At 70.4% G+C, this 20,938-nt stretch carries 16 protein-coding genes; 7 read left to right on the top strand and 9 right to left on the bottom strand.

The window, feature by feature from the left end:
* Positions 1-70: 70 nt before the first annotated feature.
* Positions 71-1,282 (top strand): acyl-CoA dehydrogenase family protein, encoded by a 1,212-nt coding sequence (locus C566_RS0110610; RefSeq protein WP_026266586.1) that lies wholly within the window; start codon positions 71-73, stop codon positions 1,280-1,282.
* Positions 1,283-1,290: 8 nt separating this feature from the next.
* On the opposite strand, the gene C566_RS0110605 is transcribed toward C566_RS0110610, so the two are convergent.
* From C566_RS0110605 to C566_RS0110590, 4 genes are all read right to left on the bottom strand, one after another.
* On the bottom strand, positions 1,291-2,151 hold the full coding sequence (locus C566_RS0110605; RefSeq protein WP_018774316.1) for a DUF1684 domain-containing protein: 861 nt from the start codon (positions 2,149-2,151) through the stop codon (positions 1,291-1,293).
* A 16-nt stretch (positions 2,152-2,167) separates the two neighbouring features.
* Complete coding sequence (locus tag C566_RS0110600; RefSeq protein ID WP_018774315.1) at positions 2,168-2,788, bottom strand: TetR/AcrR family transcriptional regulator; 621 nt, start codon at positions 2,786-2,788, stop codon at positions 2,168-2,170.
* Positions 2,789-2,888: 100 nt separating this feature from the next.
* Positions 2,889-3,482 (bottom strand): TetR family transcriptional regulator, encoded by a 594-nt coding sequence (locus tag C566_RS0110595; protein ID WP_018774314.1) that lies wholly within the window; start codon positions 3,480-3,482, stop codon positions 2,889-2,891.
* Positions 3,479-4,495, bottom strand: coding sequence for an aldo/keto reductase (locus C566_RS0110590; RefSeq protein ID WP_018774313.1), 1,017 nt, complete (start codon positions 4,493-4,495; stop codon positions 3,479-3,481). The genes C566_RS0110595 and C566_RS0110590 overlap by 4 nt, the downstream gene beginning before the upstream one ends.
* A 164-nt stretch (positions 4,496-4,659) precedes the next feature.
* On the opposite strand from C566_RS0110590, the gene C566_RS0110585 reads away from it, so the two are divergent.
* From C566_RS0110585 to C566_RS0110575, 3 genes are all read left to right on the top strand, one after another.
* Entirely contained in the window at positions 4,660-5,340 is a 681-nt protein-coding gene (locus tag C566_RS0110585) for an NADPH-dependent F420 reductase (RefSeq protein WP_018774312.1), read from the top strand.
* Positions 5,341-5,578: 238 nt separating this feature from the next.
* Entirely contained in the window at positions 5,579-8,392 is a 2,814-nt protein-coding gene (ppc, locus tag C566_RS0110580; protein WP_018774311.1) for a phosphoenolpyruvate carboxylase, read from the top strand.
* 136 nt (positions 8,393-8,528) lie between these two features.
* The gene (locus tag C566_RS0110575; RefSeq protein ID WP_018774310.1) at positions 8,529-8,834 is read left to right on the top strand and encodes a hypothetical protein; all 306 of its coding nucleotides are present in this window, start codon (positions 8,529-8,531) and stop codon (positions 8,832-8,834) included.
* Positions 8,835-8,846: 12 nt separating this feature from the next.
* Here the strand turns inward: C566_RS0110575 and C566_RS0110570 are convergent, their stop codons facing one another.
* Both C566_RS0110570 and C566_RS0110565 read right to left on the bottom strand, forming a co-directional pair.
* Positions 8,847-9,482, bottom strand: a complete 636-nt coding sequence (locus C566_RS0110570) for a DedA family protein (protein WP_018774309.1) — start codon at positions 9,480-9,482, stop codon at positions 8,847-8,849.
* A 27-nt stretch (positions 9,483-9,509) separates the two neighbouring features.
* On the bottom strand, positions 9,510-10,460 hold the full coding sequence (locus tag C566_RS0110565) for an RluA family pseudouridine synthase (protein WP_018774308.1): 951 nt from the start codon (positions 10,458-10,460) through the stop codon (positions 9,510-9,512).
* A gap of 424 nt (positions 10,461-10,884) precedes the next feature.
* Between C566_RS0110565 and C566_RS0110560 the strand changes: the two genes are divergently transcribed.
* Both C566_RS0110560 and C566_RS0110555 read left to right on the top strand, forming a co-directional pair.
* Entirely contained in the window at positions 10,885-11,637 is a 753-nt protein-coding gene (locus C566_RS0110560) for a winged helix-turn-helix domain-containing protein (RefSeq protein WP_018774307.1), read from the top strand.
* A complete protein-coding gene (locus C566_RS0110555) occupies positions 11,630-12,322 on the top strand; it encodes an SRPBCC family protein (protein ID WP_018774306.1) in 693 nt (230 codons plus the stop codon). The genes C566_RS0110560 and C566_RS0110555 overlap by 8 nt, the downstream gene beginning before the upstream one ends.
* Positions 12,323-12,471: 149 nt before the next feature.
* On the opposite strand, the gene yczR is transcribed toward C566_RS0110555, so the two are convergent.
* Positions 12,472-14,037, bottom strand: a complete 1,566-nt coding sequence (gene yczR, locus C566_RS0110550; protein WP_018774305.1) for a MocR-like transcription factor YczR — start codon at positions 14,035-14,037, stop codon at positions 12,472-12,474.
* 61 nt (positions 14,038-14,098) lie between these two features.
* Between yczR and yczE the strand changes: the two genes are divergently transcribed.
* Positions 14,099-14,782, top strand: coding sequence for a membrane protein YczE (yczE, locus tag C566_RS0110545; protein ID WP_043466715.1), 684 nt, complete (start codon positions 14,099-14,101; stop codon positions 14,780-14,782).
* Positions 14,783-14,797: 15 nt separating this feature from the next.
* Here the strand turns inward: yczE and C566_RS0110540 are convergent, their stop codons facing one another.
* The gene (locus C566_RS0110540; RefSeq protein WP_018774303.1) at positions 14,798-15,664 is read right to left on the bottom strand and encodes a DNA-formamidopyrimidine glycosylase family protein; all 867 of its coding nucleotides are present in this window, start codon (positions 15,662-15,664) and stop codon (positions 14,798-14,800) included.
* On the bottom strand, positions 15,657-20,828 hold the full coding sequence (locus C566_RS0110535) for an Lhr family ATP-dependent helicase (protein WP_018774302.1): 5,172 nt from the start codon (positions 20,826-20,828) through the stop codon (positions 15,657-15,659). The genes C566_RS0110540 and C566_RS0110535 overlap by 8 nt, the downstream gene beginning before the upstream one ends.
* Positions 20,829-20,938: the final 110 nt, after the last annotated feature.

Genomic DNA, 20,938 nt, shown 5'->3' with positions numbered 1-20,938 from the left:
CGCGACAGGGCCGGCCCCTGCCGGGCCGGCCGCCGCCGAAATGACCGGGACAGGGCCGGCCCCTGCTGAAATGACCTCGACAGGGCCGGCCGCACCGTCTGTGGCGGGGCTGCCCACCGCGGACTTCTTCGATTACGAAGCACTGCTCAGCACGGCGGAACGGGCCAAGCTGGTGCAGCTGCGCGAGTTCCTGGCCGCCGAGGTCGCCCCGTTCGCCACGGACTGGTGGAACAAGGCCGAATTCCCGGCCCACATCCTGCCCAAGCTGGCCGCCCTGGAGCTCAGCGCCCCGGCCCAGCGCGGCTACAGCAACCTGTTCGCCGGGATCGTCATCGCCGAAATGACCCGGGTGGACACCTCGCTCGCCACCTTCTTCCTGGTCCACCATGACCTCTTCGTGGAATCGCTCTACGGCTTCGGCTCCGAGGAGCAAAAGGCACGCCTGCTCGAGGACGCGGCAAGCCTGCGCACCACCGGCGCCTTTGCCCTCACCGAACCGGACCACGGCTCGGACGTTGCCGGCGGGATGGAAACCCGGGCCCGGCGGGTCCCCGGCGGCGCGGCCGGCGGCGGCGACGCCTGGGTGCTCAACGGCGCCAAGCGCTGGATCGGCAACGGGACGTTCTGCGACTACATGCTGGTCTGGGCCCGGGACGAGGCCGACGGCGGCATCCGCGGCTTCATCGTCGACGCCACCTTGCCGGGCGTGAGCCGGAGCCGGATCGAGAACAAGATTGCCCTGCGCACGGTGCAGAACGCGGACATCGTCTTCACCGACGTCCGGGTGGCCGAAACGGACCGCTTCGCCGGGATCAGCAGCTTCGAGGACACCAACGAGCTCCTGCGCGGTTCCCGGATCATGGTGGCCTGGCAGGGCGTGGGGCAGCAGCTCGCGGCGTTCGACGTCGCCCGGCAGTACGCCGTCGAACGCCAGCAGTTCGGCCGCCCGCTGGCGAAGTTCCAGCTGGTCCAGCAGCAGCTGGTGACCATGCTCGGCAACGCCGTGGCCAGCATGGGCATGATGGTCCGGATCGCCCAGCTGCAGGACGCCGGCGCCGCGGACATGCCGCAGGTGGCCCTCGCAAAGTCCTATGTCAGCGTCCGGATGCGCGAAACCGTGGCGATGGGCCGGTCCCTGCTGGGCGGCAACGGGATCGTCACCGACTACCGGATGGCCAAGATCTTCTCCGACGCCGAGGCGATCTACACCTACGAGGGCTCGTTCGAGATCAACACCCTGATCACGGGACGCGCCGTGACCGGCGTGTCCGCGATCGTCTAGAAGACCGTCTAGAAGAGGCCGGGTTCCTTCTCGCCGGCCTCGATCTTCGCGTCGAGGCTGTTGTTCCGCACCGGCATGGGGCAGGTGCCGTACGGGGTGAAGGCACTGGGGTAGTTGATGGCCCGGTTGAAGTCCAGAATGACGGAGCCGTCTGGCCGCGGCCTTGCGGTGGACACCTTCCGCCACTCGTCCGTACTTTCCCCGTTGGTCTCGTCGTGGAACGTCACCGTCAGGGCGCCGAGCTTCTCCTCCTCGGCCTGCAGGTGGAACTCGTGGTCCGTGCCGGGCAGCCGGAAGACCAGCTCGCCGACCGAGCGGTGGACCCCGTCCACGAGCGGGTTGGCCGTGCCGATCGGGACATCCACGGGCTCGGGATAGGGCATGAACCGGGCCTCGATGACCAGGTCCGGGCGGAAGTCGAAGGTGGGCACGCCGTCGAACTCCGTGAACACCGGCGACTGGGAGTCGCGCGTGCGGATGGCGTACTTGTCCGCCCGCATGGCGAGCTCCACCACCACTTGGCGGCCGTCGTCGCCGCCGTACTGGACCCACATCAGTGATTCCTCGTCGGCGAGCACGGCGCTGATGGTCCCGTCCACGGGTTCGCCGGTTTCCACGAGGGTCAGACCGTCGGACGCGGCGGCGGTGAGGACCGCCGCGGTGCCGTCCGTGGACCAGAGGCCGGGGGCGAACTCGACGGCGGCCGGCTCGCCTTCGAGCCACTGGAAGGAGGTCAGCGTGAGCCAGCCGTGCTCGCTGGCGAGGGCCGCGTTGCGGCTGGTCCGGAAGCGCTGCCAGCGGGCCAGCTGCGGGTTCTGCGCTGCATCGGGTGTGGGCTTCGCGCCAGGGCCGGGTTCAGGCGTGGTCATGGGCACCTCCAGGGGATCAGTTGGGGGCGGGCGGTGTTTTGAGGCTGGCCGCCACGAGTTGGGCCGCGGTAGTTCCGGCTGCGGCGGCCGCGTCCGGGTCGCCGTCGAGCACCCCGCTGGCCAAGCCGCCGTCGAGCAGCAGGGTCAGGCTGCGGGCGAGCTGGTCCGGGTCCCGGGCGCCGGCGCGTGCGGCCAGGTCCCGGATCCAGGCGCGGATCTGCCGCTTGTGGGCCACAGTCCGGTCGTGGACGCGGGTGCCGGCGGCCGACTCGGCGGCCGCGTTGATGAAGGCGCAGCCGCGGTAGCCGTCGCGCCGGCAGGCGGCTGTCAGGGCATCGAACAGACCCACGAGCTGCGCGGCCGGGTCCTCGCCGGCTGCCTCGGCGGCGGCGTGCAGCTGCCCGGTCCAGACGCCGTCCACCTTCTCCAGGTAGGCCAGAATGAGGTCGTCCTTGGCCGGAAAGTACTTGTAGAACGTGGCTTTCGCGACGCCGGACTCCGCGATGATGGTGTCGATGCCGGCCGCCCGGAAGCCCTGCGCGTAGAAGAGCCGGAAGGCAGTGGCCAGGATCTTCTCCCGGGCATGCCCGGCGGGCGTGCGGGCAGCCGGCGGGGCGGTTGCTGCTGGCGAGGTCATGGCTCAATCGTACACAGACAAGTCTGTCTATGCCGCTTTGTCATTCGCTCCGCACCCCGTCAATGACGTACCTCCGGCCCGCCCCCGGCTGATCAGGCGGCTACGGGCGGGCGGCCAGGCCCCACACGAGCAGCCGCCAGACCTCCCGCAGCTCGGACCCGATGGCCGGGTCCGCCCATTCCGCTGCGTGCAGCGGGTGGTGGAACCGCGCCGTGGCGTGCAGGACGGCACGGCCGGCCGGCACCGGATCCGGGACGGCGAATTCGCCGCTGCTGACGCCGTCGGCGATGATCTCCGTGAGCGCTGCGGCCAGGTGGTCAACGTGGGCCGCCACCACTTCCCGCGCCTCGGCGGTCAGCTGGCCGAACGTGGCAAACAGCTCGGGATCGTTCAGTGCCAGGCCCTGCTTGATGGCCGCGAGGCGTTCGAGCCAGCGGAGCAGGCGTTCCGCGGCCGGGCCGTCCGTATCGCGGGCAGGATCCAGCGGCTCCGCGAGGCGGTCCAGCCAGCGCCGGGCCACCGCGTCCCGCAGTGCCACCTTTGTGGGGAAGTGCCGATAGACGCTGCCGTGGCTGACGCCCAGGGCCTTCGCTACGTCCACCACTGTGGCCTTGGCCGGTCCGAAGCGCCGCAGCACATCCTCGGCGGCATCGAGGATGCGCTCCTCGGTCAGGACGACGGCCACAGGGGTCACCGGCGTTCGCTGTCGAGCATGGCCATCTGGCCGGCGTCGTAGCGGGTGCCCGCGGCCGCGTCGGCGGGGACGGCGGCCTCGATTGCTGCCAGGTCCTCGGCGGAAAGGAGCAGATCGACCGCGCCCAGGGACTCGGCAAGCCGTTCGCGCCGGCGGGCGCCAACGAGGGGGACGATGTCCTCGCCGCGGGACAGGACCCAGGCGATGGCGAGCTGGGCGACGGTCGCGCCCTTGCGGTCGGCAATCTCGCGGAGCCGTTCGACGAGCTCGAGGTTCCGCTGCAGGTTCTCGCCGGAGAAGCGGGGCAGGTGGGCCCGGAAGTCGCGCCGGTTCCCAGTTCCGGCGGCCGGCCAGTGGCCGGACACCAGGCCGCGCGACAGCACACCGTACGCCGTGATGCCGATGCCCAGTTCGCGGGCCGCTGGCAGGATGTCCTGCTCGATGCCACGGGAGAGGAGGGAGTACTCGATCTGGAGGTCGGAGACCGGGTGGACGGCGTTGGCGCGGCGCAGCGTGTCGGCGCCGACCTCCGAGAGGCCGATGTGGCGGATCATGCCCTGCTGCACGAGCTCGGCCAGCGCTCCCACAGTTTCTTCCACCGGAACGGACGGATCCAGGCGGGCCGGCCGGTAGATGTCCACGTAGTCGGTGCCGAGGCGCCGGAGGGTATAGGCCAGGAAGTTCTTGATGGCCGCGGGGCGGGTGTCCACCCCGTTCCATCCGCCCCGGGCATCGCGCAGGACCCCGAATTTCACGCTGATCTGGGCGTTCTCGCGCCGCCGGCCGCGGATCGCGTCGCGCAGCAGCATTTCGTTGTGGCCCATGCCGTAGAAGTCCCCGGTGTCCAGCAGGGTCACGCCTGCGTCGAGGGCGGCCTGGATCGTGGCGACGCTCTCGGCGTCGTCGGCGGGGCCGTAAAGATCGGACATGCCCATCAGGCCGAGGCCGATGGCGGCGGTGCTGGGACCGGTGGAGCCCAGGGCGCGGGTGGTGCCGAGAGTAGAAGTTGTCATGGAATGACGATACAACAATCAGCTGACAGATTTCAAACTTTGTCAGTCGCTGGTGTCCGAGAGGTCGCGTGACTGCGCTTATTGCCGTAGACAGATCTGTCTGATAGCGTCGAGGCCACACGTAGACGAACCTGTCTACTCCACGACTCCAGAACGAGGACACCATGAAGATTGCAGTACTGGGAACCGGCATGGTCGGGCGCACAATTGCCGGCGCACTGGCGGGTCAGGGTCACGACGTCGTGATCGGTACCCGCGACCCGCAGGCAACGCTGGCCCGGACCGAGCCGGACATGATGGGCACCGGGCCGTTCGCCCAGTGGCATGCCGCGAACACCGGAGTCGGTGTCGCCGCCTTTGCCGACGCCGCGGCCGGCGCCGAGCTGATCGTCAACGCCACCAACGGCGGCGGCTCGCTGGCGGCCCTGTCCGCCGCTGGCACCGATAACCTGGCCGGCAAGGTCATCATGGACATCTCCAACCCGCTGGACTTCTCGCAGGGAATGCCGCCGTCGCTGAACCCGGTGAACACGGACAGCCTGGGCGAGCAGATCCAGCGGACCTTCCCGGAGGCCAAGGTGGTGAAGACGCTGAACACCATGACGGCGTCAGTGATGGTGGATCCGGCGCGCGTGGCCGGCGGCGAGCACTCGGTGTTCGTCTCCGGGAATGACGCCGACGCCAAGGCGGCCGTGACCGACATCCTCAAGGGCTTCGGCCACCGCGACGTGATCGACCTCGGCGACATCACGAGTGCCCGCGGCGCGGAAATGATCCTGCCGATCTGGCTGCGGCTCTGGGGCGCGCTGGGCACCGGCGAGTTCAACTTCAAGATCGCGCGCTAACCGCTTCACCCGCCAAGCTCGCAGCAGGGGCCGTTCTGATGTTCAGCACGGCCCCTGCTGCGGGCTGGTTGGGGGCCGGGGGAAAAGACGTCGGGGCGCCGCGGCGGGGCCTGACACTATCTGAGACGGAATTCCAGCCGGGAGTGCCTGCGGGTAACATCCCATGGGAAGAAGTAATCAGGCTCACAGTATCCAGCGCAGTGTACGAGCCACGTCGAACCCTCGAAAGATAGTTTCCATGGCTGACACTGCAATGCATTCCGACACCGATCTTGCCGCCGAACTCCGGGCCGATGTCCGCCGGGTCTCCACCCTCCTCGGCGAATCCCTGGTCCGCCAGCACGGCCCCGAACTCCTGGACCTGGTGGAGCAGGTGCGCCTGCTGACCAAGGAATCCAAGGAAGCCGCCCGCGGCGGCGCCGACGCCACCGGGCCCTGGAGCTCGTACGACGTCGTCGCCCAGGTCCGCGAACTGCTCGGTTCCCTGCCGCTGGAGCAGGCCACCGACCTGGTCCGCGCCTTCGCGTTCTACTTCCACCTGGCGAACGCCGCCGAGCAGGTCCACCGGGTCCGCGGGCTGCGCACCCGGCAGGAGAAGGATGGCTGGCTCGCCAAGGCCGTGGAGGAGATCGCGGACCAGGCCGGCAACTCCGTGCTGCAGGAAGTCGTCAACGAGCTCGACGTCCGCCCCATCTTCACCGCGCACCCCACCGAGGCCTCGCGCCGCTCCGTGCTGGATAAGATCCGCCGGCTCTCGGACATCCTGTCCGAGTCCACGGGTGAGGGCACGTCCGCCCGCCGCCGCCAGGACCGCCACCTGTCCGAAGTGATCGACCAGATGTGGCAGACGGACGAGCTGCGCCAGGTCCGGCCCACCCCCGTGGACGAGGCCCGGAACGCCATCTATTACCTCACCGGGATCCTCAGCGACGCCATGCCGGAAATGCTCTCGGACCTCTCCGAGCTGCTCGCCGAGCACGGCGTCACGCTGCCGCCGCAGAAAGCCCCGATCCGCTTCGGCTCCTGGATCGGCGGGGACCGGGACGGAAACCCCAACGTCACCGCCGCCGTCACCCGCGAAATCCTCCAGATCCAGAACCAGCACGCCGTACGGATCAGCATCGGCCTGATCGACGGGCTCATCTCGATCCTGTCCAACTCGACCGCGCTGGCCGGGGCGGACCAGGAGCTCCTGGACTCGATCGACGTCGACCTGGGGAACCTGCCTGGCCTGGACCGCCGCGTCCTCGAGCTGAACGCGCAGGAGCCCTACCGGCTCAAACTCACCTGCATCAAGGCCAAACTGATCAACACCGGCCGGCGGGTCGCGGCCGGATCCGCGCACGAGCCCGGCCGCGACTACACCGCCACCGCGGAGCTCCTCGCCGAGCTCGGCCTGCTGGAACGGTCGCTGCGCAACCACCACGCGGCCCTCGCCGCCGACGGCGCCCTGTCCCGGGTCCGCCGCGCCATCGCCTCCTTCGGCCTGCACCTGGCCACCCTCGACATCCGCGAGCACGCCGACCACCACCACGACGCCGTCGGGCAGCTCATGGACCGCCTAGGCGGGCCCGGTGTCCGGTACGCGGAACTCAGCCGCGCCGAGCGGCTCGAGGTGCTGGGCTCCGAACTCGCGTCCCGGCGCCCGCTCTCCGGCCACCCGATCAAGCTCGACGGCGTCGCCGACGGCACCTACGACGTCTTCCGGGAGATCCGGCGCGCCCTGCGCACCTACGGTCCCGACGTGATCGAGACCTACATCATCTCCATGACCCGCGGTGCGGACGACGTCCTGGCCGCGGCCGTGCTGGCCCGCGAGGCCGGCCTGGTCAGCCTCTTCGGCGAGGCGCCCTACGCCAAGATCGGCTTCGCGCCGCTGTTGGAGACCGTGGACGAGCTCCGCGCCTCAGCCGAGATCGTGGACCGGCTGCTCTCCGATGCGTCCTACCGCGAACTCGTCCGGCTCCGCGGCGACGTGCAGGAGATCATGCTCGGCTACTCGGACTCCAACAAGGAGTCCGGCGTCATGACGAGCCAGTGGGAGATCTACAAGACCCAGCGCAAGCTGCGCGACGTGGCCGCCAAGCACGGCGTCCGCGTGCGCCTCTTCCACGGCCGCGGCGGCTCGGTGGGCCGCGGCGGCGGGCCGACCTACGATGCCATCATGGCCCAGCCCAACGGCGTGCTCGAGGGCGAGATCAAGTTCACTGAGCAGGGCGAGGTCATCTCGGACAAGTACTCCCTGCCGGAGCTGGCCCGGGAAAACCTCGAACTCTCCCTGGCCGCGGTGCTGCAGGGCTCGGCCCTGCACCGCACGCCGCGCACCTCGGAGGACCAGCGGGTGCGCTACGGCCACGTCATGGAAACCGTCTCCGACGCCGCGTTTGCGCGCTACCGCACGCTGATTGATGACCCCGACCTGCCCGCGTACTTCATGGCTTCCACCCCGGTGGAGCAGCTGGGGTCCCTCAACATCGGGTCCCGCCCGTCCAAGCGGCCCGATTCGGGCGCCGGGCTTGAGGGCCTGCGCGCCATCCCGTGGGTGTTTGGCTGGACGCAGTCGCGGCAGATCGTGCCGGGCTGGTTCGGTGTGGGCTCAGGCCTCAAGGCCGCGCGCGAGGCCGGTAACTCGGCCCAGCTCAAGGAGATGATCGAGGGCTGGCACTTCTTCCGCTCGGTGCTTTCCAACGTTGAGATGACCCTGGCGAAGACGGACATGGACATTGCCGGCTACTACGTCTCCACCCTGGTGCCGGCGGATCTGCACCACCTGTTCCGTGCCATCCGGGCCGAATATGAGCTCACCGTCGAGGAAATCCAGAACCTCACCGGCGAGCACGTGATCCTCGATGCCCAGCCCACCCTGAAGCGCTCCCTCGAGATCCGGGACCAGTACCTCGACCCGATCAGCTACCTGCAGGTGGAACTGCTGCGCCGCGTCCGGGCCGAGGCCGCGGAGGGCATGACCGGGGCCGAGATCGACGAACGGCTCCAGCGCGCCATGCTGATCACGGTCAACGGAGTCGCCGCGGGGCTGCGCAACACGGGGTAACCGGTACCCTGGCTCCAGCGCGCCCAGCCTCTGCCCTCCCCTCTGTTGCCCTATCACCTATGGCGGCCATTTCGGCTTTTTGGCAGCCAAAAGTGATAGCGCAACGGGAGGGTGTGGGGGCGGCTAGGGTTGTTCCATGCCGTCGTTCCAGACCAGACTGAAGATCACCGGGCTCAAGCCGGGGACCGCTCCTGAAGCCGTCATGGCCGCGGCCATCGAGGCGCTCGGGACGCGGCACCACGTCGAATCGCACCAGCTTGAGCTCGCCGGGGGCGTACCCCAGCTGAACCTGCGCTTCCTGGTCGATGCCACCGCCTACAGCGCCGAAAACAGCCAGGCGCTGGAGTCGGCAGCCATGATGCGCGACGCCGTCGAACGCGTTGCGCTCACCGGTGCGCTGACCGTGCTGCGCCGCAGCCGCGGCCGCTGGGCGCCTGTGTAAAAAGCCGGGCGTCTAAAAGTCCAGTTCCTCGTCCGGGTCGACCGCGGCAGACTCCACGGGGGAGGGGCTGCCCCGGCGCCGCGTCACGATCACGCCCACGACCGCTCCGACCAACAGCCCGACGCCGACGCCGATCAGGGAGCTCGCCCAGAACGGCAGCCCGGTGGCGGAGCCCATGAAATAGCCCAATGCAACGGACCAGACTGCCCAGAGCAGGCCGCCGAGGGCCGCGCAGAGGCTGAACCCGCGGGTGGAGACGTTGGCGATGCCGGCCGCGGCCGTCGTGGCCAGCCGCCCGCCGGGGATGAACCGGAGGCCGATGATCGCACCGTAGGTGGAGGACCGGCCGGCTTTCGCGATCGCCGCGTGCACGGCCGCGTGGAACCCCCGGCCCCATTTCCAGCGGTCGAGTACGTGGCTCAGCCGGCGCTTGAAGAGCTGGAAGACGAGAAGGTCACCAAGCCAGGAGGACGCGGCGGCGAGGAGCACGACGAGGAAGCCGTTGATGCGGCCCTCCGCGGACAGCGCGCCGCCGGTGATGACCAGCATTTCCGAGGGGACGGGCGGGAAAATCGCGTCGCCGATCACAAAGGGGAAGATCCAGAAATAGATCGCGGCGCCCCAGCTGTCCGCATTTCCGAAGTCCATGGGCACAAGGTACCGCACTTCCAGCTGCTAGCGTGCCTCGCTGAGTTCCAGCCTGCTGCGGTATTCCACCGGGCTCCCGGAGATGGGGTCCACGAAGCGGATCCCGCGGGCCAGGAGCTGCAGCGGCTTGGCGTAGTTGTCCGGGGCCTTGTCCAGCAGTTCCGGGTAGAACGCATCGTTGACGATCCCGAGGCCCAGTGAGGCCATGTGCACGCGGAGCTGGTGGGTCTTCCCGGAGTGCGGCTCCAGCCGGTACAGCGCGCGGCGGTGGGGGCCGCCGTCGACGCCGGGCGCGCCGGAACCGTCAAAAGTGTGCAGCCGCTCGATCCGGGTTTCCGCATTGGGTTCGCCGTCGACCACCTCGGCCAGCAGGTAGCTGCGGGACTTGGTCATCCGGTTCCGCACCACCACGGGGAAGTCCACCGCGGGATGGCCCGGTGCGGGCTCCGCGGCGGAGACGCACTCATATTCCTTCTGGACCTGGCGCCTTTCGAAGAGCACCTGGTACTTGCCCCGGGTTTCGGGGTTCGTGGAGAGCAGCAGGATGCCAGCGGTCATGCGGTCCAGGCGGTGCATGGGGATCAGGTCCGGGAGGCCGAGCTGGTTCCGGAGCCGGACCAGGGCCGATTCCTGGATGTACGTCCCGCCGGGAGTGGTGGGCAGGAAGTGCGGCTTGTCCACCACCAGCAGGTGATCGTCCTGGTGCAGGATGTTCAGCTCCACCGGGATCCGGGTCTCCGGCGGCAGGGTGCGGTAATACCAGATGAACGTGTGGTCCTGCATCGGCGTGCTGCGGTCCAGGGCGATCCCCGCCTCGCCGACGATCTCCCCGGCGTCGAACCGGTCCTCGATGCCCTGCGGATCAATGTGACCCCAGCGGTGCATCATGTAGTCCAGCGCGGTTTCCCAGGGGCCCTCGTCCGGCAGGCGCAGACGCGTCGCGTTGACGCCGTCGCGCACGGGAAGGGGGGATTGCATCACCCGACCATTCTACGGGCCCGGCCTCTTCCGCCCAGCCCCCGGGGCCCGCGCCTCGTGGCCCAGGTCGCCGGACGCATGCCAGGTCGCCGGAAAGGTCCGGCGATCTCGTAGGCTTCCGGCGAACTCGCGAGGCCTCACCCCAGCCCACCCGCCTGCGCCCGCCACAGCCCACCCGCCTGCGCCCGCTACGACCCGCGCGCCGCCGGCGTCCGCGTCCCTCGCGGGGCCGGTCGCTCTCTCCCGCCACGGGCCCGTGCTTGAGTTCGCTGCCAACGGCCGAGTTCGCCGGAAACGTCCGGCGAACTCGCACGCTTCCGGCGAACTCGCGGGATGACGCCCACCCGCCACCCACCCGCCACCCAGCGAGCCGACGAGAAAAAAGTTCTTGACAAATAAAATTGTCGGCGGGCAGACTTGAAGCATGTTGGACATCGGAGTGATTGAGGATCCGGCCGCAGCTGAGGCCTCGCTGGATCCGATCCGGACGCGGATCCTGCGCGAGTTGGCCGAGCCCGGCTCCGCAACGCAGCTCGCCGCGAAGGTGGGCCTGCCGCGGCAAAAGGTGAACTACCACCTCAAAGCACTCGAACGGCATGGGCTCGTCGAGCTCGTCGAGGAGCGGCGGCGCGGCAACGTGACCGAACGCATCCTGCAGGCGACGGCGGCGTCGTACCTGATTTCGCCGGCGGCGCTGGCCTCGGTGGCGCCGGACCCGCACCGGTTCTCGGACCGCTTTTCCGCCTTCTGGCTGCTGGCGCTCGCCGCCCGCATGGTCCAGGAGATGGGGCAGCTGATCGCCGGGGCGGCAGCGGCAAGGCAGAAACTCGCCACGTTTGCCATCGACGGCGAGATCACCTTCCGTTCAGCGGCGGACCGGGCAGCCTTCGCCGAGGAGCTCGGCGTCGCCGTGACCCGGCTCGTGGACAAGTACCACGACGGCGGACCCGACCTCCCGGCAAGTTCTCCGGCTGGTTCCCCGGCAGATTCGCCGGGGGCGCCGCACGGTCGCCGGCCGGAGGGACGCAAGCACCGGCTGGTCGTCGCGCTGCACCCGTCGCTGAAGGCGCCGCAACGCAAGGAAGCGCACGCAGACCCACAAACAGCCAGCCCGCCAACAAACCCACAAACAAGCCCACAAACAAACCGACAAGCCAAGGAGCAGGACAATGACTGACCAACGGAAATTTGAAATCGTCTACGACACCGAACTGCCCGGCACCCCGGAACGGGTATGGGAGGCCGTCACCAAGGACACCCCGGCCTGGATGTTCCCCACGGACCAATGGCCGGCGGTCAGGACCGTGGACGAATACCCCACCCACCTGGTGTCCCGGATGGACGGTCCGGACGGCTGGTTCAACCAGCTGGAGCACGTCCTGGAACCGCTCGACGGCGGCCGGGCCCGGCTGCACTATGTGCACAGCGGCATCTTTGCGGACAACTGGGATGAACAGTATGACGGCGCCAGCAAGCACACGGCGTTCTATCTGCACACCCTGGGCCAGTACCTGAAGTACTTCGACGGCAAGCCCGTGGTCTTCACGGACATCCAGGCACCCGCCGCTTCGCAGACCCCGGACGGCTTCAACCGGCTGAAGAGGGCGCTTGGCGTCGACACTGCCGCCCAGGGGGAGACGGTGGAGCTGGAGCTCGACGGCGTCGGGCCGCTCACCGGCGAGGTCGACTTCGCCAACGAGAACTTCCTCGGCCTGCGGACCGCGGACACGATGTACCGCTTCTTCGGGCGCAACGCCTTTGGCGCGCCCGTGGGCATGACCGTGCACGACTTCAGCGGCAGCGGGGACGCCGGGGCGACGGCCCAGGCGTGGTCAGGCTTCCTGGCGAAGGCCTACGCCTAGGCGCTGCGACGCGGATCCCGTCTGGCGACGCGCATGCGCCCTGGCGACACCCGAATCCGGGCGTCGCCAGGGCACATGCGCGTCGCAGGAAACGTTGCGCGTCGCAAGGGCACATGCGTGTCGCAGGTCGGGCTCGCGGGCGCCCAGTCTCAGGCGATGGCCGCGGCCGGCGGGGCCGACAGGTTGCGGCGAAGCTGCGGCGCGGCCTCCAGCCGGTCCTGCGCCGAACGCAATGCCAGTACGGCCGTCTCCAGCTGCTCCGGGGGCAGGGTGAACGGCAACCTCAAGTACTGCTCAAACGCGCCGCCGACGCCGAACCGTGGCCCCGCGGCGAGGCGGATCCCGACGTCGGGGGCCACTACTGCCAGTGCCGTGCTGATCGGCGCCGGGAGTCGGCACCAGACGGACAGGCCGCCGTCGGGCCATTCGGGCTCCCAGCCCGGCAGGTGCGTCCGCATCAGTTCCACCAGTACGTCCCGGTTCGCGCGCAGCGCGGCCAGCCGAGCGGGGAGCGGCTCCGTCATGGCATTGACCAGATGTGCCGCGGCGAGCTGTTCCACCACCGGCCCGCCCAGGTCCAGGGTGGTGCGGGCAGCGGCGAAGCGCTGGATGAGGGGCTCGCTGGCGCGGATCCAGCCGGTGCGCAGCCCTGCCCAGTGCGACTTGCTGAGGGACCCGAGGGAGACCACCGCCGGGCTGAAAGCTGCCATGGGGGTCGAGGCGCCGCCGTCGAGGTTCAACTCCCGCAGCGTCTCGTCCACCACCAGCACAGTGCCCGACGCCGCGGCCGCCTTCACGAGCCGGCGCCGCTGGGAATCGGGCATCAGCCGGCCGGTGGGGTTGTGGAAGTCCGGCACCACGTAGGCCATCGCGGGCCGCTGCTGGAGGAGCGCCGTTTCCATGGCCTCGAGGTCCCAGCCGCCTGCGCCATTGTGGGCAGGGCCGTTGCCGCCTGCGCTGTGGACCCGGCCGCCGTGGACTCTGCCGCTGGGGCGTGCGCCGATGGCGGTTGCGGCAGGCATGGCCACCGGGACCGGGCGGCAGCTCGCGGCCCGGATCGCGTCGAGGGCATTCGGGTAGCTCGGATGTTCCACCAGCACCTTGGTCCCGGACCGCCCGGCCAACGTGCGGAGCACAATGTTCAGCGCATGCTGGGCGCCGGAGGTGACCAGGATCTGTGCGGCCGTGGTCGGGACCCCGGCGGCGGTGTACCGGGCCGCAATGGCTTCCCGGAGCGGGCCCACGCCCAGGGCGTCGTAGCCAAAGCCCGGCAGCAGGGCCGGCAATTCGGTCAGGGCCGCGGCAAAGGCCCGGTGCACCACTTCGCCGCTGGCGGGCAGCGAGGCGTAGGCCAGGTCCAGGATCCCGTCCGGGACGGCCAGTCCGGGCGCGCCACTCAGCCGCAGGGCGCCGTCGAGGCCGCCGGCATGCACCGGCCCCTGGCTCGGGATGCAGCTCCGGCTCCGGCTGCCCTGGCCGCTGCTGAGGAAACCCTGCTCGCGCAGCAGGGCGTAGGCCGCTGTCACCGTAGTGCGGCTGATGCCAAGGGCCGCCGCCAGCGAGCGCTCGCTCGGCAGGGCGACGTCGAGCCCGACGCGGCCGTCGAGGATGAGCAGGCGGACGACGTCGGCCAGCTCGCGGTAGGCGGGGGCGGCGCCGACGTTCCACTCGCCCAGCAGGCGGGCCAGCGACCCCGGAGTCAATGAGACGGACATAGAGCCAGTATTTCAAACTGGCTATGGATTGCAAGGCCAGTTTTCGTGGAGGATGGAGACCATGTTGACCCGCAGACTCCTCCAGCTCCTGATCGGCCTCGCCCTGTACGGCATCTCCCTCGCCATGGTCATCCGTGCCAGCCTCGGCACGGCGCCGTGGGACGTGCTCCATCAGGGGCTGGCGGCCAGGACCGGGCTCAGCCTCGGTACGGTGGTGGTTGTGGTCAGCTTCCTGGTGCTGCTGCTGTGGATCCCGCTCCGGCAGTGGCCCGGCGTTGGAACCCTGTGCAACGCGGTGCTGGTGGGGGTCTTCGCGGACGTCGGGCTGGCCCTGATTCCACGGTTTTCGCATCTTGGTGGCCAGATCGGCCTGCTCGTCGGGGCCGTGCTGCTCAACGGCGTCGCCTCCGCCTGCTACATCGGCGCCCGCCTGGGCCCCGGTGCACGGGACGGGCTCATGACGGGCCTCGCCCGGCGGACGGGCTGGCCGGTCCGGGTCTGCCGCACCGGCATTGAAGTGGTGGTCCTTGGCGCGGGCTGGCTGCTGGGCGGCTCGGTCGGTGTGGGCACGGTGCTCTACGCGCTGGCCATCGGCCCCCTGGTGCAGTTGCTGCTGCCGCGGTTCACCGTTCCGGAAGCGCGTCCCGTCCCGGCGGCCGGAAGCGAAGCGGCCGGAACTGCAACGGAAGCCGCCGTTGCCCGGACGGCCGTCCCTGCGGCGGCGGCCAGCGGCCCGGCCGATTGATTCCAGCGGGCCCCGTCAGCGGGCGCCTTCTGTTCCCGGGCCCAGCAGGGGCTGGCAGGCGGGGCAGTAGTAGATGTCCCGTTCCTCGGTGAAGGTGCCGGCGCCGTTGTCCTTGCCAAGGACGCCGCGGCGGATCGGGGTGCCGCATTTGAGGCACGGCTGGTGCTCGCGGCGGTAAACCCAGTAACCGGGGCGCCCGGCGGTGCGGCCCACCGGCACGCCGCGCGCGTTGAGCACGGTGGTCCGGCGGCCCGGCCCGAGGTTGGCGGAGAGCAGGACCTGGGCGTCGGTGATGATGGCGGCCAGATCCTGCACCGCCGAGACGGGCGACGCCGGATGGACCCCCGCGAGGAAGCAGGCCTCGCACCGGTAGATGTTTCCGATGCCCGCCAGCTTGCTCTGGTCCAGCAGGGCCACGCCGATCGGAACGTCCGGGGCCGCGAGCAGCCGGCGTTCGGCCTCGGCAGCATCCCAGTCCGGGCCCAGCAGGTCCGGGCCGAGGTGCCCCACAATGGTGTCTTCCTGGTCGGTGCGGACCACCTCAAGGATGCCCAGGGAGAACCCGACGGCGTCGGCCGTGGCGGTGCGCAGCACACAGCGGGCCGTGAAGCCGGGCTTCCGCCAGCGGCCCCCGGGCGGGTAGACCTGCCAGCTGCCCTCCATCTTCAGGTGCGAATGGATGGTGAGCCGGTCTCTGGGCGTCGGGCCCTGGACGCGCATCAGCAGGTGTTTGCCGCGGGGCACCACCTCGGCCACGGTCCAGCCGCCGAGCTTCAGGGTGGCGAAGCGCGGGACCCGGAAGTCGGACGAGACCAGTTCCTTCCCGGCCAGTGCTGCGTGCAGCTGTGCGGCGGCGCGGAAGACCGAATCGCCCTCAGGCACGGATCCTCAGTCCCTTTGGAGTGGAATAGGCTCCGGCCTGGGCGAGGGCGGCCGCCACCGGGGTGTCCAGGATGCCGTGGCCGTTGACCTTTTCCATGATCAGTTTGTCCACCGCGCCGCGGGTCACCACGCCCACCAGGGCCGAACCGGCCGCGGCCAGGATTTCGGGGTCGTCGCTGAAAGCGAGCAGGGTCTTGCCGCCGCGCTCGACGTACAGCGCCAGGGCGCCGTCGACCAGGACCACGAGGGCCCCGGCCTTCCGGCCCGGGCGGTGGCCGGTGCCGGCGTCGACGTTGAGCGCAGGCCACGGCAGCGCGGCGCCGTACGGGTTGGCAGGGTCGGTGGCGGCGAGGGCCAGGGCCACCGGCTCGGCCTTGTGCAGCTCGGCGTCCTCGACGTAGGACCGCAGCCGGTCCACCGTGGCCGGGACGGCGAACTGCGCCGCGCCGAGGTGTTCGATGAAGTAGCCGCGGCGGCAGCGTCCGGCTTCCTCGAGCCGGGCCAGGACCTTGTACATGAGGCCGAAGCCGCCGAGGATGTTTTCTGCCATGACCGAGCCGCGGGTGACTACGCCGTAGCGGTCCAGGAGCAGCTCCGCGGTGGCCCGGGCATGGATGGTGGGATCGAGCTCCGGGGCCGGCAGCGCGGACCAGCGCCCCGCGGCGAGCGGGGGAGCGGGCGCGGTGCCGGTCACGGATCCATACCGGCCGCCGGTGAGTCCCGGTGATCCGAGCAGGCCGGTGCCGTGCGCCCGTCCGAGCCGGCTGAGCCGCGGCGCGCGGGCCCGCGGGGCGCGCCCCACCTGCCGGTGCGCGGTGTGGCCGCCGGCGATCAGGGCCCTGACGGGGGCAAACGTGTCGCCGGTAATCCGGCCCGCCCAGGCGAGATCCCAGAGCGCGGCCACCACATCCTGGTCGCTCAGCACCGAATCCATGCCACCGGCAACCTCGGTCAGCTGCCGGAAGAAGTAGCCGCCGCCGTTGTTCTGCAGGTGCTCGAGGAGCCGTCGCTGCGCGTCGCCGGGTTCGGAGTCGATGGACGGGTTCAGCGTCAGTTCGGCCGAATCGGCGAGGTGCAGGCTCACCCAGCCGTCGTTGCCGGGCAGCGAGCCGGCACCGGACCAGAGGACCTCGCCGGCGGCCATGAGCTCGTCCAGCATGGCCGGCTGGTAATTGGAGACGCGGCTGGCCAGGACAAGCGGCTCCCATGCCGAGGCCGGAATGGGCACGCCGGAGAGCTGGTCGATGGCCGTGATGATGCCGTCCAGGCCGCGGAGCGCGGACTGCCCGCGGCCGCCCGGGGTCCGCACGTTCTGCCAGGCGGGTAGGAACCGGCCGTACGCGGCGGCGTCCACCGGCTCGACTTCGGCGCGGAGCGCGGCGAGCGAGCGGCGGCGCAGCTTGCGGAGGACCTCGGCGTCGCACCATTCGCTCACGCCCGCCGCAGGCAGGACGACAGGCAAAACAGCGGGCTGGAACGCCTCCTCGCCGGGTCCTTCAAGACCGGGTCCTTCAACCCCGGATCCTTCAACGCCGGGTCCTTCAACGCCGGCTGCCGGGCTGCCCGCCGTGGCTGCCGGTGGCGCAGCGTGCGGGCGGAACTCTCCTTCCACCACGCGGCCGTCCGCGGCCAGCCGCTTCAGTGCCGTGCCGACGACGGCGACGCCGAGTCCCAGCCGCGCCGCGGCCTCGGCGGCGGTGAAGGGCCCGTGCGTGCGTGCGTAGCGCGAGACGAGGTCGCCGAGGGGGTCCGCGACCGGTTCGATGAAGGCCAGCGGCACACCCATGGGCAACGGTACGCCGAGGGCATCCCGGAGCCGGGCGGCATCCTCGACGGCCGCGAACCGTTCGATGCCGCCGATGTTGACCTTGATCGCCCGGTTGGCCCGCTGCAACGCAGTGAGGTGGGCGGCGGCGTCGGCCTCCGTCGCCGGGGTTTCGACGGGCAGGCTCCCTTGGTCGGTCTCAGCGGTCTCGGCGGTCCCGGCGGTTTCGCTTGCCTGGGCCGGGCCCGCCACCGGCTCCAGGCGGGCGGCGACCTCGTCCGGCGCGAGCGGACCCAGAAGGCGCAGGAGGTCCGCGACGCCTTCCAGCCCGCGCACCTGGCGGTCGCGGGCCAGCCGCTGCAGTTCGCGCTCGGTGGCCTCGATGACCTTCACGTCCAGCAGTTCGCGCAGCTCCACGCGGCCCATGAGCTCATTGAGCAGGGTGGAATCGAGGGCCAGGGCGGCGGCCCGGCGCTCCGCCAGCGGGGAGTCGCCTTCGTAGAGGAACTGGGCCACGTAGCCGAAGAGCAGGGACTTCGCGAACGGGGAGGGCTGCTGGGTGGTGGTCTGGACGATCCTGAGCTCGCGGCGCTCCACCGACGCGGCGATGTCCTTCAGCGCCGGCAGGTCGTAGACATCCTGCAGGCACTCGCGGACCGTCTCGAGGACAATCGGGAACGTCGGGTACTTCCGGGCAACATCCAGCAGCTGCGCCGAGCGCTGCCGCTGCTGCCACAAGGGCTGCCGCTTGCCGGGATTCTGCCGGGGCAGCAGCAACGCGCGGGCTGCGCACTCGCGGAACCGGGAGGCGAACAAGGCGCTGCCGCCGACCTCCGCCGTCACGATCTGCTCGATTTCCTCCGGGTCAAACAGGAACAGCTCGGCGCCCGGCGGCTCATCCTCCATCATGGGCACGCGCAGCACGATGCCGTCGTCGGCGGCCATGGCCGAGCCGTCCATCCCGTAGCGCTGCTGCAGGCGCTGGCCCACGGCCAGGGCCCACGGTGCGTGCACGGGCATGCCGAAGGGGCTGTGCAGCACCACGCGCCAGTCGCCGAGCTCGTCGTGGAAGCGCTCCACCACGAGGGTGGTGTCGCTGGGGACCACCTCGGTGGCGAGCCGTTGTTCGGCGAGGTACTGGATCAGGTTGTTCGCGGCGTAGTCGTCCAGTCCGCTGGCCTTGCACCGCTCGGTTGCCGGCCCGACGTCGGACGCCGCCAGTTCGCGCATGAACGCGCCGAGGGCGCGGCCCAGGTCCACCGGCCGGCCCAGGGAGTCGCCCTTCCAGAAGGGGAGCTTGCCGGGCTGGCCGAACGCCGGCGAGACCAGGACACGGTCGTGCGTGATGTCCTCGATCTTCCAGCTGGTGGCGCCGAGGGCGAAGACGTCGCCAACCCGGGATTCATAGACCATTTCCTCGTCGAGTTCGCCCACCCGGCGCCCGCCCTTGGCCGCGGCGGCTGCCGGGCTGGCTGCCCTGCCGTCCGCACTTGCACCGCCGGAAGAGCCGCCACCGCCGGTGCCCTCGACTTCGGTGCCGATGATGTAGACGCCGAACAGCCCGCGGTCCGGGATGGTGCCGCCGGAAGTGACGGCGAGCCGCTGCGCGCCGGGCCTGCCCTCGATGGTCCCGGCGTTCCGGTCCCAGATGACCCGGGGGCGCAGTTCGGCGAATTCGTCCGAGGGGTACCGTCCGGCCAGGAGGTCCAGGGTGGCCTCGAACGCGGAGCGGGGGAGCGAGGCGAACGGCGCCGACCGCCGGACCGTGCTGAACCAGTCCTCCACGTCGATGGCGCCCAGGGCGGTGGCGGCGACGGTCTGCTGGGCCAGGATGTCCAGCGGGTTGGCCGGCACGCTGAGCCGCTCGATCTTGCCCGCGAGCATCCGCTCCACGGTGATGGCCGTGTGGACGAGGTCTGCCCGGTGCTTCGGGAACAGGACGCCCTGGGAGATTTCGCCGACCTGGTGGCCGGCACGGCCCACCCGCTGCAGGCCGCTGGCCACCGAGGGCGGCGACTCGACCTGCACCACCAGGTCCACGGCACCCATGTCGATGCCAAGCTCGAGTGAGGACGTGGCCACGACGCAGCGCAGCCGCCCGGATTTCAGGTCATCCTCGATCAGGGCGCGCTGGTCCTTGGACACGGAGCCGTGGTGGGCGCGGGCCAGCACGGGATCGGCGCCGGCGGTGCTCCCGGCCTGGGCCATCATGTGGGCCGGTGTGGCGGTGGATGTGGGCTGCGCGGCAGCACCGCCGGATGGCACGCCGACGCCGGAAGGCACTGGACTCGACACGGCATGCGGCACGGCGTTGAAGTCCGGGGCGCCGGCGCCAACGTCCGTCCAGCCGCCGCCGGCCGCCAGGAGCTGGCGTTCGGCGTAGATCTCGTTGAGCCGGGCGGTCAGCCGTTCGGCGAGGCGGCGGGAGTTCGCGAACACGATGGTGGACTGGTTGGCGAGCACCAGGTCCACGATCTTTTCCTCCACATGCGGCCAGATGGAGGCTTGGGGCTGCAGCCCGGAGGCCGGGCCGGAGTCGAAGGCCCCGGCGGCACCCTGGAGATCGGACATGTCCTCCACCGGGACGGAGACGGTCAGGTCCCAGTTCTTCCGTGACGGTGGGGCGACAATTTCCACCGGCGCCGAACCGGCGAGGAACTGCGCCACCAGCTCCTTGGGTTCCACGGTGGCCGACAGCCCGATCCGCTGGGCGGGCTTGGGCAGCAGTGCGTCCAGCCGTTCCAGCGACACCGCCAGATGCGCGCCGCGCTTGGTGCCGGCGACGGCGTGGACCTCGTCGACAATGATCGTGTCCACCTCGCTGAGCGTCTCGCGGGCCTTGGACGTCAGCATCAGGAAGAGCGATTCCGGGGTCGTGATGAGGATATCGGGCGGGTGGCTGAGCAGCGAGCGGCGGTCGGACGCCGTCGTGTCCCCGGACCGGACGCCCACGGTAATGAGCGGGGCCGGCAGATCCAGGCGCTTGGCGGTCTGCGTGATGCCGATCAGCGGCGCGCGGAGGTTCCGTTCGACGTCGACGCCAAGAGCCTTGAGCGGGGAAATGTACAGCACCCGCGTCTTGCGCTTTGGCGCCTTGCCCTGGGCAGTTTTCCGGCGCCCGCCCTTGGCCGCCGGGTCCAGACCGGGCAGGGCCTCGGGCTCTGCGGGGGCGGAGACGAGCAGCCGGTCCAGCGCCCAGAGGAACGCGGCGAGCGTCTTGCCGGAGCCGGTGGGTGCGACGACCAGGGCGTGCGCCCCGGAGGAGATGGCATTCCAGGCGCCGTTCTGGGCCGGGGTGGGCGCAGAAAAAGCGCCCAGGAACCAGTCCCGGGTCGGCCGGCTGAACCGGTCCATGGCGTCGGCCGCGAGTGTGCCGCCGGCGAGCTCCTGCCCCTTCATTCCTCCATCATGCCCTACCCCGCCGACACTATTAGCCGGGCCCCATCCTCGGCCGCGGCGGGTCCCGTAGGGGCCAGATGTCCCGGGACGGACGGGCGCGCAGACGCTTG

This window comes from Arthrobacter sp. 131MFCol6.1 (genome assembly GCF_000374925.1).
Lineage (GTDB): Bacteria > Actinomycetota > Actinomycetes > Actinomycetales > Micrococcaceae > Arthrobacter.
Note: the sequence above shows the minus strand (reverse complement) of the source record. Positions and strands in the feature narration are given on the sequence as shown.